General features: G+C 71.0%; 13 protein-coding genes. 6 read left to right on the top strand and 7 right to left on the bottom strand.

Annotated elements, in window-relative coordinates; all coding sequences use genetic code 11:
- Positions 1-28: 28 nt before the first annotated feature.
- The 3 genes from guaA (at position 29) to ACFFIO_RS16115 (ending at position 5,987) form a co-directional block, all read left to right on the top strand.
- Positions 29-1,609 carry a glutamine-hydrolyzing GMP synthase gene (gene guaA, locus ACFFIO_RS16125; protein ID WP_378043446.1) on the top strand — a complete coding sequence of 527 codons (1,581 nt, stop codon included), beginning with the start codon at positions 29-31 and terminating at the stop codon, positions 1,607-1,609.
- A gap of 165 nt (positions 1,610-1,774) precedes the next feature.
- Positions 1,775-5,743, top strand: a complete 3,969-nt coding sequence (locus ACFFIO_RS16120; protein ID WP_378043418.1) for a DEAD/DEAH box helicase — start codon at positions 1,775-1,777, stop codon at positions 5,741-5,743.
- Positions 5,730-5,987 carry a hypothetical protein gene (locus ACFFIO_RS16115; protein WP_378043417.1) on the top strand — a complete coding sequence of 86 codons (258 nt, stop codon included), beginning with the start codon at positions 5,730-5,732 and terminating at the stop codon, positions 5,985-5,987. Before ACFFIO_RS16120 ends, ACFFIO_RS16115 begins: the two co-directional genes overlap by 14 nt.
- A 6-nt stretch (positions 5,988-5,993) precedes the next feature.
- Here ACFFIO_RS16115 and ACFFIO_RS16110 read toward each other — a convergent pair whose 3' ends face one another.
- From ACFFIO_RS16110 to ACFFIO_RS16100, 3 genes are all read right to left on the bottom strand, one after another.
- A complete protein-coding gene (locus tag ACFFIO_RS16110) occupies positions 5,994-6,221 on the bottom strand; it encodes a hypothetical protein (RefSeq protein WP_378043415.1) in 228 nt (75 codons plus the stop codon).
- Positions 6,222-6,867: 646 nt separating this feature from the next.
- Positions 6,868-7,260 carry an FmdB family zinc ribbon protein gene (locus ACFFIO_RS16105; protein ID WP_378043414.1) on the bottom strand — a complete coding sequence of 131 codons (393 nt, stop codon included), beginning with the start codon at positions 7,258-7,260 and terminating at the stop codon, positions 6,868-6,870.
- A gap of 46 nt (positions 7,261-7,306) precedes the next feature.
- Positions 7,307-8,119, bottom strand: a complete 813-nt coding sequence (locus tag ACFFIO_RS16100) for a 5-formyltetrahydrofolate cyclo-ligase (RefSeq protein ID WP_378043413.1) — start codon at positions 8,117-8,119, stop codon at positions 7,307-7,309.
- A 144-nt stretch (positions 8,120-8,263) separates the two neighbouring features.
- Between ACFFIO_RS16100 and ACFFIO_RS16095 the strand changes: the two genes are divergently transcribed.
- The 3 genes from ACFFIO_RS16095 (at position 8,264) to ACFFIO_RS16085 (ending at position 11,130) form a co-directional block, all read left to right on the top strand.
- Positions 8,264-8,890: a GNAT family N-acetyltransferase gene (locus ACFFIO_RS16095; RefSeq protein ID WP_378043411.1), complete on the top strand. Its 627-nt coding sequence runs from the start codon at positions 8,264-8,266 to the stop codon at positions 8,888-8,890.
- A 255-nt stretch (positions 8,891-9,145) separates the two neighbouring features.
- Positions 9,146-9,853 carry a hypothetical protein gene (locus tag ACFFIO_RS16090; protein WP_378043409.1) on the top strand — a complete coding sequence of 236 codons (708 nt, stop codon included), beginning with the start codon at positions 9,146-9,148 and terminating at the stop codon, positions 9,851-9,853.
- 17 nt (positions 9,854-9,870) lie between these two features.
- Positions 9,871-11,130 (top strand): phosphotransferase, encoded by a 1,260-nt coding sequence (locus ACFFIO_RS16085; protein WP_378043408.1) that lies wholly within the window; start codon positions 9,871-9,873, stop codon positions 11,128-11,130.
- A 39-nt stretch (positions 11,131-11,169) separates the two neighbouring features.
- Here the strand turns inward: ACFFIO_RS16085 and ACFFIO_RS16080 are convergent, their stop codons facing one another.
- The 4 genes from ACFFIO_RS16080 to ACFFIO_RS16065 form a co-directional block, all read right to left on the bottom strand.
- Entirely contained in the window at positions 11,170-11,868 is a 699-nt protein-coding gene (locus ACFFIO_RS16080; protein ID WP_378043406.1) for a response regulator transcription factor, read from the bottom strand.
- Positions 11,865-13,376 carry a sensor histidine kinase gene (locus tag ACFFIO_RS16075; RefSeq protein ID WP_378043405.1) on the bottom strand — a complete coding sequence of 504 codons (1,512 nt, stop codon included), beginning with the start codon at positions 13,374-13,376 and terminating at the stop codon, positions 11,865-11,867. Before ACFFIO_RS16075 ends, ACFFIO_RS16080 begins: the two co-directional genes overlap by 4 nt.
- Positions 13,377-13,514: 138 nt before the next feature.
- Entirely contained in the window at positions 13,515-14,054 is a 540-nt protein-coding gene (locus tag ACFFIO_RS16070) for a hypothetical protein (protein WP_378043404.1), read from the bottom strand.
- Between the two features lie 117 nt (positions 14,055-14,171).
- Positions 14,172-16,055 (bottom strand): tetratricopeptide repeat protein, encoded by a 1,884-nt coding sequence (locus ACFFIO_RS16065; RefSeq protein WP_378043402.1) that lies wholly within the window; start codon positions 16,053-16,055, stop codon positions 14,172-14,174.
- Positions 16,056-16,075 lie beyond the last annotated feature (20 nt).

Genomic DNA, 16,075 nt, shown 5'->3' with positions numbered 1-16,075 from the left:
CCGGCCGGACACCCCGGACAACCCGCAGATCGCCGCCGACTTCCCGACCGTGCTGGTGGTGGACAACGGTGCCCAGTACGCCCAGCTGATCGCCCGGCGCGTGCGCGAGGCCAACGTGTACTCCGAGGTCGTTCCGCACACGCTCTCGGCCGAGGACATCCTGGCCCGCAAGCCCGCCGCCCTGATCCTCTCCGGCGGTCCCTCCTCGGTCTACGCCGAGGGCGCGCCCGGGCTCGACCCGGAACTCCTCGAGGCCGGGGTCCCCGTGCTCGGCCTCTGCTACGGCTTCCAGTCGATCGCCCAGTCGCTCGGCGGCACCGTGTCCAAGACCGACACCCGTGAGTACGGCTCCACCCGGCTGGAGGCCATCGGTTCTACCTCGGTGCTCTTCGCCGGTCAGGACGTGGACCAGGTCGTGTGGATGAGCCATGCCGATTCCGTGACCGAGGCCCCGGCGGGCTTCTCCGTGACCGCCCGCACCCCGGGTGCCCCCGTGGCGGCGTTCGAGAGCCCGGAGAAGAAGATCTACGGCGTGCAGTGGCACCCGGAGGTCGGCCACTCCGAGCGCGGCCAGGAGGTGCTGCGCAACTTCCTGCACCACGGCGCCGGCCTCAAGGACACCTGGACCACCAGCTCCGTGATCGAGGAGCAGGTCGAGCTGATCCGCGAGCAGATCGGCGAGCACCGGGCCATCTGCGGCCTCTCCGGCGGCGTGGACTCCGCTGTGGCCGCCGCCCTGGTCCAGCGGGCCGTGGGGGACCAGCTGACCTGCGTCTACGTCAACCACGGCCTGATGCGCCAGGACGAGTCCGAGGAGATCGAGAAGGCGTTCGGCGCGGCCACCGGCGGTGCCAGGCTGATCATGGTGGACGCCGAGGACGTGTTCCTGGAGGCTCTGGCCGGCGTGACCGACCCGGAGGCCAAGCGCAAGATCATCGGCGAGAAGTTCATCCGCACCTTCGAGAAGGCCCAGGCGGACATCATCGCCGAGTCCCGCCACGACCCAGATGCCAAGGACGTGAAGTTCCTGGTGCAGGGCACCCTGTACCCGGACGTCGTGGAGTCCGGCGGGGGCGAGGGCACCGCGAACATCAAGAGCCACCACAACGTGGGCGGGCTGCCGGAGGACATCGAGTTCGAGCTGGTCGAACCGCTGCGCGCCCTGTTCAAGGACGAGGTCCGCGCCGTGGGCTCCGAGCTCGGACTGCCGGATGAGATCGTCTGGCGCCAGCCCTTCCCGGGCCCCGGCCTGGGCATCCGCATCATCGGCGAGGTGACGCGGGAACGCCTGGACCTGCTCCGCCAGGCCGACGCGATCGTGCGCGCGGAACTGACCGCAGCCGGCCTGGACCGCCACATCTGGCAGTGCCCCGTGGTGCTGCTGGCCGATGTCCGCTCCGTGGGCGTCCAGGGTGACGGCCGCACCTACGGTCACCCCGTGGTGCTGCGGCCGGTCACGTCCGAGGACGCGATGACCGCTGACTGGGCCCAGCTGCCGTACGACCTGCTCTCACGGATCTCCAACCGCATCACCAACGAGGTGGACGGCATCAACCGGGTGGTCCTGGACGTGACCAGCAAGCCCCCGGGAACCATCGAGTGGGAGTAAGCCCCCCGTCAGGAGGCGGGCGCCGGGGAACCGGTCCGTTTCCCTCGGGGGAATCCGCGGTGCGCCTGTGTACCGTGGAATCAAGCATTGGTGCCTCGCGGCCCCACCGCACCGGCCGTCGTCGTGGGCAGGGCGGGGAAGCGGCCGGCGGCAGGAAGGACAACTGTGACTGAGCAGGACCCCCAGCAGAGCCCCGCGGCGCCTCGCCTCCACGGGGGCAGGGACACGGGCCTGCCCGACGACGGCCCCGCCGAGTCCGACTCCCGCCTCACCTTCCCAGCGTGGCTGGCCTCGCTGGGCTCGGGCACCGAGAACGACACGATGCTGCGCTTCGCCCCGTCCGGCGCGAACAGCATCGACATCTCGCACTCCCACCCCTCCGGGCTGAGCCAGTTCATGTCCGGGCGCCGCACGCGCCTGTCCACCCTGCTGCGGGACTCCGACGCCTTCATGCACGCCCGCGGTGCGGCCCGTCAGCTGCGCGGCAAGATCCAGGAGCTGGCGGAGGACCGCGGCGTCGACGTCGGGTACCTGGCCACCGGCCTGGCGACGTGGCGCGTCATCGAGGACGGCCGCTCCACGCAGATGTCCGCACCCGTGATGCTGGCCCGGCTGAGCCTGACGCTGCGGGGCGAGCAGGACGACTACGAGCTGCAGATCTCGGACCGGGCCCGGCTCAACCCCGCCCTGGCCCGCTACTTCCGGGACCACCACGGGATCGTGCTGGACGCGGACGACTACCTGCGCGCCGCCTACGCCACCGCCAAGCTCGAGCCCATGCCCGCCATGGAGCTGCTGCGCTCGCAGGGACGCGAGGTCCGCGGGCTCGTGGTGGAGCACCGCCTGCTCGTGTCCACCTTCGCCGATCTGGCGGACACCGCGTCCGTGGACGTGGTGGACTCCACCCACCCGGTGGTCTCCGCACTGTATGACGCCGGTTCGGGCATGGTCCCGCGCCGTGCGGAACTGCCGGAGACGGGACTACCGCCCGTCGACGAGCGGGACCCGTCCGCTGAGAACCTGATCCTGGACGCGGACCCGTCCCAGCAGCAGGCCCTCGACCACATCGCCGCCGGCCACGACCTGGTGGTCTTCACCCCTCCCGGTACGGGCCAGACGCAGACCGCGGCCAATGCCGTGGCGCAGCTCGCCGGGGACGGCAAGCGCGTGCTGGTGGTGGCCGAGCGCACCGCCACCCTGGACGACTTCCGGCGCCGTCTGGGCTCCGTGAACGTGGACTCGCTGGCGCTGGACATCCCGGCTGCGGCCACCCCCGAGTTGATGCGCCGTCAGCTCATCCAGGCCCTGTTGCGCGTGGAGCGGGCCCAGGAACCGGCAACCAGCCGGCTCAACGCCACCCTCGTGGAGCGCCGCCACCAGCTGCGGGACCACCTGCGCAGCCTGCACAACGTGCGGGAGCGCTGGGGCTGCTCGCCCTTCCAGGCCATGCAGTCGCTGGCCTCACTGACCGCGATGGATCCGGCGCCCTCCACCACCGTTCGCCTCAAGCGGTCGGTGCTGGACGCCACCGTCAACCGTGACGAGACCGCGGCGACGTTCATCCGTGCCGGGGAACTCGGAGCCTTCTCCCGCTCCTCCACGGAGAGCCCCTGGTACGGGGCACGGCTGCGCAACGTACAGGAGACCGAGGACGCCTACGGGCTGGCCGAGGACCTGGCCGCCGCCCTGCCCGTGCTGCGCGGGCAGCTGGACCAGGCCACCGAGCAGGCCCAACTGTCCACCGGCGGGACCTTCACTGACTGGATCCGCCAGATCCACCTGCTCTCCGCCGTCCGCGGTTCCCTGGACCAGTTCACCCCGGACATCTTCGACCGTCCGGTCACGGACCTGATCTCCGCCACGGCCTCCGGGCAGTGGCGCAAGCAGCACGGCGTCGAGATGTCCTCCATGACCCGCTCCCGGCTCCGCCGCGTGGCCAAGGAGTACATCCGTCCGGGCGTGCACGTCTCCGACCTGCACGAGGCCCTCGTGGACGTGCAGGACCAGCGCGCCGAGTGGACCCGCTGGGCCACCAGCAAGCGCCACCCCTCCGTGCCGGCCGGCCTGGAGGCACTCTCGGCCAAGGGTGCCGAGGTGGCCGGCCAGATGGCCCGGTTGCAGCGGGCCCTCGCCGAGCCGCGGCGGGAGTCGGGCCGGTTGGAGAACCTGCCTGTGGACGATCTCAGCCAGATCCTGGACCGGCTCGTGGCGGACCAGGACACGCTCAAGACACTGCCCGAACGCACTCTCGTCGGCGACCAACTCCGGGAGCAGGGCCTGCAGGAGCTCATGGCGGACCTGCAGCAACGGGAAGTGCCGACGGACCAGCTACGGGCCGAGCTCGAGCTGGCCTGGTGGCAGTCCGCGCTCGAGGCGATGATCTCCGGCGACGACTATCTGGCCATGATGGACGCCGAGTCGCTGCGGAAGATCGAGGCGGAGTACCGCCTCGCGGACACCGCCCACCTGGAGGGCGGCAGTCAGCGCCTGAACTGGAAGATGGCCCAGCGGTGGACCCGGACCGCCGGCAGGCACCGAGCCTCGGCCCGCGTGCTGCGCTCCCTGCTCAAGGACGGCAACCCGGACCCGGAGTCCCTGTCCGGCCTCGAGCCGGAGCTGCTCCAGTCCCTGGTTCCGGCCTGGACCACCTCCCCGCTGGCCCTGGCCGAGTTCCCGGCGGACATGAGCTTCGACGCCGTCCTGCTGCTGGACGCTGAATCCCTCGCCCTCAGCACGGCGCTGGGCGCGATCAGCCGCGGCAAGCAGGTGGTGGCCTTCGGCGACGGCACCTCCGGTTCACCGAAGACCTTCAACGTCTCCGTGGACCCGACGGCCTCCGTGCTGCTGCCGCGCGAGGTGGACTCGGCCTTCAGCGCCCTGATGCGGGTGCTGCCGAACGTCAGGTTGACCACCATGCACCGCGGGCTGGAGCGCAAGCTCACCCGTCTGCTGGGCGAACAGCTCTACGACTCGACGCTGGACATGCTGCCCGGCGCGTCCGAGCTGACCGGCGCCGACCATCCGGTGCGGGTGGAATTCCTGCCCGGCGGGACCGGCATGCCCGGTGCCGGCGACGAGGGCGTGGAATCCACCGTGGCCGAGGTCAACCGGACCATGGACCTGGTGTTCGAGCACATCCGGCACCGCCCGGGCGCCTCGCTGGCCGTCATCACCGCGAGCCCGCTGCATGCCCGCCGCGTGGCCGAGGCGATCCGGTTGAACCTGCCCAACAACCCGTGGGCCGCCTCCTTCTTCAACCGGGACCGGGAGCCGTTCGTGGTGGCCCCCATGGCCCGGGCCCACGGCGTGGTCCGGGACCACATCATCTTCAGCCTCGGCTACGGTCGGACCCCGCACGGGCGCGTGGTGCACCACTTCGGGCCGTTCTCGGAGGCCGGTGGCCGGGAGCTCTACGCCACCGCCCTGACCCGCGCGCGCCAGCACCTGCACGTGCTGACCTGCGTGCATCCGGACGACCTGGAACCGCAGCGGCTGGGCAATGGTGCCGCGGACTTCTACGGGCTGCTCGAGGCCTATCTCAAGGACACCGGGCACACCACCTCGCCGCGTCCGCGGGACCCGCTGGTGGCGGACCTGTCCGACCGCCTGGCTCATCGCCATGCCACCGTGCTGCCGAACTTCGCCGGGAGCATCGACCTGGCCGTCTGGAACCCCCTGGGCCTGCCCGCGTGGGAGGCGCAGACCTCCCCGGAACAGGCCGTCCCTGTCGCCATGTTCTCCGACGGGTCCGAGGCGTACCGCGGGATGACCGTGCGCGAGCGGTCCCGTCAGGTGCCGCAGCAGCTCGAGCGCAGCGGCTGGCGCTACCACGCCCTGTGGACCATCGACGTCTTCTCCGACCCGGCCGGATGCGCGCGGACCATCGCCGACTTCCTGGGCCTGCCCTCGGCCGAGGACGGCCCCGTGGAACCTGCCGGCCCTGGCCCTGCGGAGCACCTGGCCATCCCCGAGGCCGAGACGTCTGGCCCTGCGTCGGTGGGTTCACCGGAGTCCCCGGAGGGGGCAGGATCGTCCGACGCGGTGTTCGACGGTGCGGTCTTCGATGGTGCCGCCGCCGAGCAACAGCGTGAGGACGCGACCGCTGACGGGCACCAGGACGATGGCACCCGCTGACCCCGAGCGCCCGGTAGCTCGCCGTCGCGGTCCCCGACGGGCCGACGCGCCCGGCACCGGTCCGGCGTCCGCCGACGGGCCCGAGCCGACCCTCGGCGAACCTGCGGTTGGCGAGTCCTCAGCGACGTCAGCAACCTCGGGGCCATCCGTCTCCGGCCAGGGCGACACCCGGTCCGCGGACCAGCGCAACCTGTCCGAGCGTGAGCGCTGGCTGCTCGAACAGCGTCCGCCGCACTGGGACTGACGCCGGCTACGGCTCCGGTGTCACCAGGAGCGTGAGGTCCTGGTTCACCGCGGCCGCCGCCAGTTCTGCGGCTCGCTCCTCGGTCACGGCCAGGACCAGCACCGTGGCCTGTTCCGTGGAGCGGTCCTGCAGCACCTCGACGTTCGCCTCCAGCACACTTCCGTCCGTTCCCACGATGTCGATGCGGTCTCCGGCCGCCACCAGGTCCACAGCGTCGGGGCTCGCGAACCTCACGGCTACAGCCCGATGCCCGGCCGGCACCTCGGGCCTTCCGGCGGCCTCTGCGGATACAACGTCGCCACCATCGGGAAGGGCTCGGCGATGGCCTTCCTGGACCGCCGACACGGTGACGTCACCGGCCGCTACTGCTGCTGTTCCCGCTTGCTGGGATTCCGCCCCCACAGAACCGCCTGAACCGCCTGAACTGCCTGAACTGCCTGAACCGCGCGGACCGTCCGCGTCACCTCGGCCACCCGAGCCGTCCGGACCACCGAAGGCATTGACCAGGAGCAGGATGACCGCCAGGACGAGCGGGATGGAGGCCAGCGCCAGCTTCAGCCGAGTGCGCCGCCGCGGGGAGGCGGCTGATGCTGTGCCGCCGGCCGGTGGAAGGGACCGGCCGGCGTCGTGCTCCACCAGATGTGGAGGTGGGGGAGTGGCCATCCGCCGGCGCACGGCGCGGCGATACCGGCGCAGCTCACGGCGAGGAGAGGGCCGTCTCCGGGATCGGGACGATGGCGGAGAGTCCCGGGAGCGCCGGGCCGCGGCGGTGGGTGATGTCATGCCACGATCCCATCAGGACCGCAGCAGGCCCGGCCACCGTGATCACCCCAGCGGTGGAGGTACAGCCGTCATCGGTCGGCTGTGGAGGAACGCGGAACTAGGCAGCGGTACCCGAGGAGGAAGTGCCCGAGGAACCGGACGACGCCGCACTGGACCCGGATGAGGAGGCCGCGGCGGCGCCCGACGTGGACGGCGACGATGTTGAGCCGGAATCAGAGGAGGTGGAGGCCCCGCTTGAGGCGGAGCTGTCAGAGGAGCCGCCCGAGGAGCTGTCCGCGGCCAGCGTGGAGGAGGCCTGGGAGCCGGAGCCCTCGGAGCGGGAGTCGTTGCGGTAGAAACCGGATCCCTTGAACACCACGCCCACGGAGTTGAACTTCTTCCGCAGGGTGCCCTCGCACTCGGGGCAGGCGGTCAGTGAATCGTCCGTGAACGACTGGACGATGTCGAACTCATGGCCGCAGTCCTTGCAGGCGTAGGCATAGGTGGGCACCGAATGGTCCTCTCGATTTGGCACTCTCACGTTTCGAGTGCCAAGTCTACACCTGGCCGAACCACGTGAAGCCGTCGGCGGTGACGGCTCCGTCGACCGGCTCGTCGAACCCAGAGGTGGGCACCTGGCCCCGGGTCATCAGCTCGTGCCGGAACACCACGGCCACCGTGAGGGGGGCCGCGGAGGGGGCCGAGCCGGCGTCGGGCGTGGTGGTGGCATCCGCGCCGGGAACGCTGGAAGTACTGGACGTGCTGGAGGTGATGGAGGTGATGGAGGCGGAACGCTGGCGGTACAGGGCGGCCAGGAAGCGGTCGTAGTAGCCGCCGCCCTGTCCCAGACGGAAGCCGCGGGTGTCCACCGCCTGAGCCGGTACCAGCACGAGGTCCACCGTCTCCATGGTCTCCACGCCGAGGCGTTCGCCCACCGGTTCGTCGATCGGCGCGACCGAACTGCGGGCCACCTCCACGCCGGGATGCCAGGCGGTCCAGGACAACTGCCGCTCAGGCTCCGTGATGGGGACCAGGACCTCGACGCCGGCTCTGTGCAGTGCCTCGAGCAGCGCTCCGGTGTCCGGCTCGGCACCATAGGACAGCACCGCGGCGACGCGGCGGTGCTGCGCCCGTGGGAGGTACCAGTCGAGGATGGTGGAGGTCAGGTCGGCAGACTGGGCGGCGCGATCAGCCGGGTCCAGCTCACGCCGGCGGGCCCGCCACAGGGTGCGGAAATCCTGCTTACGGTGCGTCAGCACCTCCTCCGGGCTCTCGCCCCGGTTCCCGGTCAGGGACGCTGAGTACTCGGCCTCTCCTCCCTCCGGCGACGGGGAGGAGGCTGACTGGTTGAACGACTCGTTGAACGACACGCTCCCATTGTGCCTCCCTCCCGCAACCACCCGGCTTCGGGGCGACTTTGCGGGGCGAGGATGAGTACTTCTCTCTGTCTTGAAAGTTCTGCCCCACAGTGAGGCGGAAGACGGGCATCGCCTCTCCGACCTAGGATCAGGCACATGCCGCCTGCCGCCACCCCCCGGACCCATCGCTGGCCCGTGTCCCTGGAACACGGGGATCTCGTGCTGCGACCCTTCCGCCGCTGGGACCAGGAGGAGTGGACCTCGCTGCGGGCCCGCAACCGGGACTGGCTCCGCCGCTGGGACGCCACCAACCCCGAGCCGGCCACCGCCCTGAAGAGCTACGGCGAGATGGTGAAGGTCCTCAACCGCTCCGGGAAGGAGGGGACGGCGCTGCCGTGGCTGATCTGCGTGCGGACATCCGCCGCCGGAGTGCCGGTGATCGCCGGGCAGTTGAGCGTGTCCTCGATCGTGCGCGGGTCGGCGCTCTCGGCCTCGCTGGGCTATTGGATCGACCAGGCCCGGGCCGGGCAGGGGCTCGTGCCGACCGCCGTGGCGTTGGCCACCGACTACTGCTTCACCACCCTGGGGCTGCACCGGATGGAGATCAACATCCGGCCGGAGAACGTCCCCAGCCGGCGTGTGGTGGAGAAGCTCGGCTTCCGGCATGAGGGGATTCGCCGCGATTTCCTGCACATCGACGGGGCTTGGCGGGATCATGACGCCTATGCCCTGACCGCTCCCGAGGTCCCGGAGGGACTGCTCGCCCGGTGGCAGGGGTGCTGACGAGCCCGAATCTGCGGCGACACGGCAGGCAAACCGCGCTGAATCACACCGGTGTAGTTCGCGGCCGGTACCGTTTGAGGGGTGGATGCAGGCACAGGTAGTCTTGAGGAGTCGCTCAGCCTTGCACTGGGCTACCTTCCGGACATTCACCTGCACGGATCACTGGTGCTGTGTGCACTGGTGGTGGCGTGGTTGACAGCCATCTACCGGAGGGCGAACAAGGAGCCCCAGCCCAGGAGCCACCGGAGGAAGACCATGAAGCGCACCGCCCAGTCCATGCCTCGGAACAACACCCGTCCCGTGGACGACGCGAAGGAGTCTGACTCCGGCTTCCGCATCAAGTGGGACCGGACCATCATCGCCGCCGTTGCCGTGCTGGCCACCCTCACGTTCCTGGGGACCGGCATCGCCGCCGCTTTCGGCGCGGGAACCCTCTTGGTCTCCGGCATCGCCGCAGCCGTCGCCGTGGCCGGCGTGGTCGCCCTGCGTGCTCTGGCCCTCCGGGACCGCAAGAAGCGCAAGGACCGTTGGATCGAGAGCGCCTTCGATGACGCCATGAACCCCGGCCTGCCGACCGCCGAGCCCACCGCGCCAGCCACCGGACCGACCCGCGTGTTCGATGCGGCCGCCGGTTCCACCTCCGGACGTGCTGCCGCGGCTGCGCCCGCTGAGAAGCCGGCCACCGCGCCGACCACCGGGCACGTCACCGAACAGGTGTCCCGTGCCGCTGGGGCGGACGAGAGTGCCTCGGCCCTGCCGTCCGTCCCGCGACCCACCTACCTGGACGCCGCAGAGGCCCACCGGGTGGTGCCGGCTCCCATGGCCAAGCCCGATGCCCCGCAGGCCAGCCCTGGCGTCAAGCTGAAGTCCGGCGTCTCCGCTGAATACCGCGCCAAGGTCGAGGCCACGGCCAACCGCACCCTGGACCTGGACAAGGTCCTGGAACGCCGCCGGGCCGTCTGAGACCCGGACTGGCACCGATGCGCAAGGGCGCGCACCGGGACGAGGCGGAGCATCGGCAGGTTCAGTACCTGTCCTCAGCAGCCGTGAGAGGCCGTCTGGGAGAGGTCCTCGACGGGCAGGGATTTCACCTCGACCACGCCGAACTCGTCGACCTCCAGCACCGTCCCGGTGCCGGGGCCACCGGCGTCTTCCGCGTCCGCGTCACCGAGGAGGAGTCGGAGGACCTCTTCGTCGCTCTGACCGCAGAAGCCGTGCCGGACGAGGACGTCCTGGCGGCAGGCGAGGACGACGACGCCACCTGGTCGGCCTGGTTCCATCCGCATGACCCGTTGCTCACCGGCCTGGCGCTGGCGTCCGACCCGACATCAGTGGCTGCCCTCTGGGGCCGCGGCGGGACGCTGGTGGACCTGCAGACCATCAGCTATCGCCCGCTGCGTCGAGCCGTCCTGCGCGCGGTGGTGACGGGCGTCCCCGGGACGCCCGGCGCCCCTGACGCCTCCGGCACCTCGGATGCTTCCGGCGCCTCCGGGCGCCGCACCCTCTTCCTCAAGGTCATGCGCGCCGGGCTGGCCACCCGGCTCCACCATCGCCACACGTTGCTGGCGGCGGCCGGGGTGCCGGTACCCGTGGTCCTCGGCCCGCCGGTCGCCGACGTGCTGGCCCTCGAACAGGGCGAGGGCGAGGTCCTGGCCAACGCGATCATGGCGAACGGGGCACGGCAGGTGGAACCGGCCGACGTCGTTGGGATCCTGGACCGGATGCCGGCCGACCTGCTGGAACTGCCGCGGCGCGATGCCTGGTCCGACCGCACGCCCGACTACGGGCACGCCGCCGCCACCGCACTGCCGGACCAGGCCCGGCGGATCCGGTCCCTCGTGGACCACCTGCAGCGGCAGCTGGCCGTCACGGACCGTGGGCCGGTGGTGCCCACCCACGGCGACTTCTACGAGGCCAACCTGCTGGTGCAGCAGAACCGCATCAGCTGCGTGCTGGACATCGACGGAGCGGGTCCGGGCCACCGGGTGGACGACCTGGCCTGTTTCCTGGGGCACCTGGCCGTGCTGCCGGCCGTCGACCGCCGGTATGTCCACGTGGACGAGGCCCTGCGGCGCTTCCACGGGCACTTCACAGCCGGAGTCGATCCAGCGGCGCTGGCGTGCCGCTCCGCGGCGGTGGCGCTGTCCCTGGTGGCCGGCGCCCGGGACTCGGGGCGGCGGGACTGGCAGGGATCGGCCCGGCAGCGGCTGGACATCGCCGAATCGCTCCTGGACCTCTAGAGCTCTAGACCTTCAGAGCTCCAGGCCCTGAGATCCGCCTCAGTCGCCAGCGGGCTGGTAGTCCTTCTCATCCACCAGGCGGTAGCCGACGCCGCGAACGGTGGTGAACCGCGTGACGCCGAGCTTGTTGCGCAGGTAGCGCACGTAGACGTCGACCACGTTGGATCCCGGGTCGAAGTCGTAGCCCCACACCCGGGACAGCAGCTGCTCGCGGCTCAGGGCCTGGCCGGGATGGCGCAGGAAGGTCTCGGCCAGGGAGAACTCACGGGCGGACAGGTCCACCTCAACGCCGCCGATGGCCGCCACATGGCGGATCGGGTCCAGCTCGAGGTCGGCATGGCGCAGCACCGGGTCTGCCGGGGCTGAGGACGAGTGGCCCTCGGAGCGCAGCCGCAACCGCACGCGGGCCACCAGCTCGGCGAAGCGGAACGGTTTGGGCATGTAGTCGTCAGCCCCGGAGGTCAGCCCCGTGACGGTGTCCTCCCCGGAGGCCCGCGCCGTCAGGATGATGACCGGCAGGCCCGGGTCCTGGGCCCGGATCTTCTCCAGCACCGTGAAGCCGTCCATGTCCGGCAGGCCGAGGTCGAGGATGACGAGTTCGAAACCGCCGGTCAAGGCCAGGATGAGTCCCTCGCGCCCGGTGGCGGCCACGGTGGTGGCCAGTCCCTCGGCCTTGAGGCCCTTGGCCACGAACGAACTGATCCGCGGCTCGTCTTCGATCATCAGGATTTGGCTCACGCCGCACCGTCCTTGGGGTGGGAAGTCTTGCTCACTGGAGAACCTACCTGCCGGAGGTGGCCGCCGTCCGTTCCATCAAGCTCGGTGACGTCCAGATGGCCGTCCAGAGGACCGTCCACCGGACCGTCCAGCGGCAGGTCGATGTAGAAGGTGGATCCGATGCCCGGCGCGGACTGGACGTCCACGCTGCCGCCGTGGGCCTGGACGATCGCCGTGACGATGTTCAGCCCCAGTCCGGAGCCCTCGGCCCGGGTGCTGTTGGAGCCCCGCCCGAAACGCTCGAAGATGCCCTCCCGGTCCTCGGGCCGGATGCCGATGCCCTGGTCCCGCACCCACAGGCGCAGGGCGCCGGACAGGGCCTGCGAGCCGAGGGAGACCTTGGAACCCTCCTCCGAGTACTTCACCGCGTTGGATGCCAGCTGCAGCCAGGCCTGCGTGATGCGCTGGGCATCCAGGGACACGGTCACGTCCGCCGCATGGTCCAGGGTCCAGATCCGGGGTCCCAACGGGGAGGCCTTGCCCAGCACATCCCGGGTGAGGGTCCCGACGTCGGTCGGTTCGGTATCCACGAAGTCCGGCCGGCCGGACTTCGCCAGGGTGACGAGATCGTCCACCAGCAGCCGCATCCGGTCCAGTTCATCGAGGGCGATCTCCCGCACCTCGCGGACGTCGGCCGCGTCCTCGGCATCCTGCAACTCCAGGTGCCCCTGGACGATGGTGATGGGGGTGCGCAACTCGTGCCCGACGTCGTCCAGCAATTGCCGCTGGGACGAGAAGGCGCCCTGGAGACGGTCCAGCATCTCGTTGAAGGTCTCGGCCAGCTCGGCCACGTCGTCCTGGCCGGAGACCGGGACGCGGCGCCGAAGGTCCGTTCCGGAGATCTCCGCTGCCGTGGACTGCAGGATGCGCAGGGGATGGAGCAGCCGGCCCACCAGGAGCCACCCGGCCACGCCGACCACGATCATGACGCCGAAGCCGACGAGGCCGTAGGTCAGGAAGGTGCTGTCCAGGTCGCCGAGCTCGGCCGAGAAGTCGTAGGCGAGGAGCATCAGTGACGGTGCCGAGTCATTGTCGAAGTGGATGGGCACGGCGACGGCACGGTAGGTGGTCTGGGCGGTGGTGATCGTCTGGATGGCCACCTGGTCAGAACCGAGCTGGTCCGCGGCCCACCGCACGAGTTCGGGGTCCGACTCGAGACGGAGCTCCACGGCGGAGGACGCCGTCCAGCTGATTTCCCCGTTCTGGAATCCGAGCATGCCCTCGTGTTCGGCCGGCAGGGTGCGCTGCATGGCCGTGAACACCAACTGGTCGGAGGCGGAGAACGGCTCGCCGGTGGCCGGATCGATGCCCTCCTGGGCCAGGATGCGGAATTCCTGGACCGAGCGCGTCAGGGAGTCGTCGACCTGCTGGGCCATGCCGCTGCGCTGCAGGGCGTAGGCCGTCGCCCCGGAGAGCAGCAGCGCCACGGCGGTGAGGAGGACCAGCAGGGCGACCACCCGGGTGCGCACGGGCAGGGCACTCCAATCGGTGACCAGGGCCCAAAGGGTCCGCAAACGGCCGCCGGCCCGGGATTGCTCCCGGGCCGGCGACGCTGGGTGCGTTCCCGGGGGAGCGGTCATTGCCACGTTCCGGGAGTGCGGTGGCGATCAGTCGTCGTCATCATCGTCATCCTCCCAGTCGTCATCGTCGTCGTCGTCCGTGGGCTGCTGGGGTGCGGGGTTCGGCACCGGCTGGGGAGCCGGCACGGCGGGAGCCGAGCCCGAGCGGGGACCACCCGAACCAGAGCCACCGGTTCCGGATCCACCGGACCCGGCACCGGAGGACCCGGAACCGGACCCTTCCTGGGCTGGAGCGGTGGTCGACGGACCGGGCTTGGAGGAGATCTTGACCCGAGAGGACGGGGGCTCGGCGGCTGCGCCGGACGCGGACGAGCCGCCGGACGAAGACGGAGACGGTGGAGAGGACGGCGAAGAGGAGGGAGTCGCGGTGCTGGGCGGAGTGGAGGCGGCACCAGCCGAGGACGGCGCGTTGCGCTCGCTCGCAGACGGGGCATCACTGACGGCGATCATTGCGCCGAGGTCGACCGGCCTCGGTTGAGCGGAGACCACGGCGATGCCCAGGGCTGCCATGACTGCGGCCACCATCACGATGACGGTGGCCTTGAGTCCCTTCCCGGCGTTCTTCATGCCCTCCATGATCGCGCGTGATCATGAGTCCAAGATGAGAAACAGCCCCGTCCGCATGAGAAACCGGTGAAAGAGCACGGGAGGCCAGGTCAGGCCAGCCGAGTCCACCGGTGCCGGTCAGTCGGTCTCCGGATCGTTGTCCAGGCCGCTGTCCGCCGTGCCAGCCTGGCCAGTTCCAGTTCCAGTTCCAGTCCCGTCGTCGGGATCCTCCGTGCTGGCGGCGGCATCGGCCTCGAGGCGTGCCTTGGTGGCGCCCTCCTCGTCCCCGGACAGGTCCAGGGACTGGGCCAGCCCGAGCCAGGCGGCCATCCTCAGGTACCTGGCGGTGTCCTCCTTCTCGGTGATCATCCGGAAGAGGGAGGCCGCCTCCTCGGCACGTTCCTGCTCCAGCAGGACGTAGGCGGCGAACAGCTCGGCGTTGGAGGAGGCCATGGCATCCTCCGAGGCGGCGAACAGGTCAGCCGCCGTGAGGGCGGAGGACACGGCGGCCGCGCCCTTGCGCAGGGCCCACAGGCCGCGGGCACGGGTGTCCGTGAAGTCGGCCTCGTACCAGGACGCGGAGGAGTCCTGGGCCAGGGCGATGGCCTCGTCCAGCAGGGCCACCCCGCGCTCCTCGCCCAACTCGCACAGGACGTGCCCGAGCGCATGCAGGGCCTGGGGAAGGACCGCAGGATCGTTGTCCTCGGATCCCTCGTCCTGGCGGGCCAGTTCCACGGCACGGGAGAACCGCTCGGCGGCCTCCTCCGGTTTCTCCTGCCGGTTCAGCAGGGCACCGGAGGCGAGATACATGCGGGCCGCCTCATCGGTGGCACCGGCCTGTTCGAACAGGGTGGAGGCCCGGCCCCAGTGCTCCAGGGCCTCTGCGGGCCGGTTCTGGTGACGGGCCGCATGGCCCAGGTCCACCAACGCGCGGGCAAGGCCGGGCAGCCGCCGGGCGGCCTCCTCGCGGCGCACCAGACCGGCCAGCACGCGTTCGGCGAGGGCATGCTCCTCGGCCTCCAGCAACTGGTGCCCGAGGGCGAGCGTCAGGTCCGAGGCCTCCGGGACCTCCCCCTGCTCGGCCTGGGCCACGGCCACCTTCCAGGCGAGGATGGAGGCCTGCTGGTCGCCGGCGTCGTCCGCCATGCCGGCCAGCAGGGCCGCGGCCGAGGCGGCACCCTTGCGCACTCCTGCGGCGGCGTGCAGCTCGACCGAGCGCAGGGCATCGAGGATGGCAGCGGCGGAATCCCCCAGCTCATGGGCGACGACGGCCTTGAGCATCCACATGGCGGCCCGCACGGCGCGGTTGGCCTGGCCGGCGAGGACCTCGTCGGCAACCTCGGCAGACCTCTCCGGCTCGTGGCCCATCAGGTGGACGTGGGCCAGGAACATCCGCGTGGACGCCAACGACTCAGCGGGCACCGGTACGCCGGCGGCCACCCGGGCGTCGAGGATCTCGAGGCACTCCTCCAGCAGGTCGACGGCGGGATCGAACCGGCCGTCCTCGACGTGCCGGACCGCCAGAGCCACCAGCACGTCCGGCAGCACGGTGTCCACGGAGTGGGCGGACCGGGTCCGCTCGTCCTCCAGCACGCCCTCCAGCACGGTGGCCTCGAACGATTCGGGCTCACGGAGCAACATGGTGCCGAGCTCGGCCTCCAGCCGGGCCTGGTGGGGGTAGCCGGCCTCGGCCAGGACCTGGGCGCGGTCGGCGATGTGACGGGTGGCGGCGGCGTGGTCGCCGGTCAGCGCGGCCACGGAGGCCAGGGCCCGGTACAGGCTGGCGCGGTTGACCGGATCGTGGCCGCCGGGGGCCGTCAGGCCGGTCTCAGCGGCACGGGAGGCACGGGCCAGGTCCTCGGCGTAGGCGGCCTCGTAGGAGACGTCCAACCAGCCGCGGGCCGTGTCCGGCTCGCCCTGGGGTCCTCCCGTCAGCGAACGGCGGGCCAGGACCGCGTTCAGGCGGGCCGTGAGGTCCTCCGGCAGTTCCGGCGTCGGCTCAGCGCCGTCGTGCTCGGTCATCCCAGCCCTTCGTGATCCCA

It is taken from the genome of Citricoccus parietis, from assembly GCF_042433045.1.
In the GTDB taxonomy this organism is placed as follows: Bacteria; Actinomycetota; Actinomycetes; order Actinomycetales; family Micrococcaceae; genus Citricoccus; species Citricoccus parietis.
This window is presented reverse-complemented; position numbering and strand designations above follow the sequence as displayed.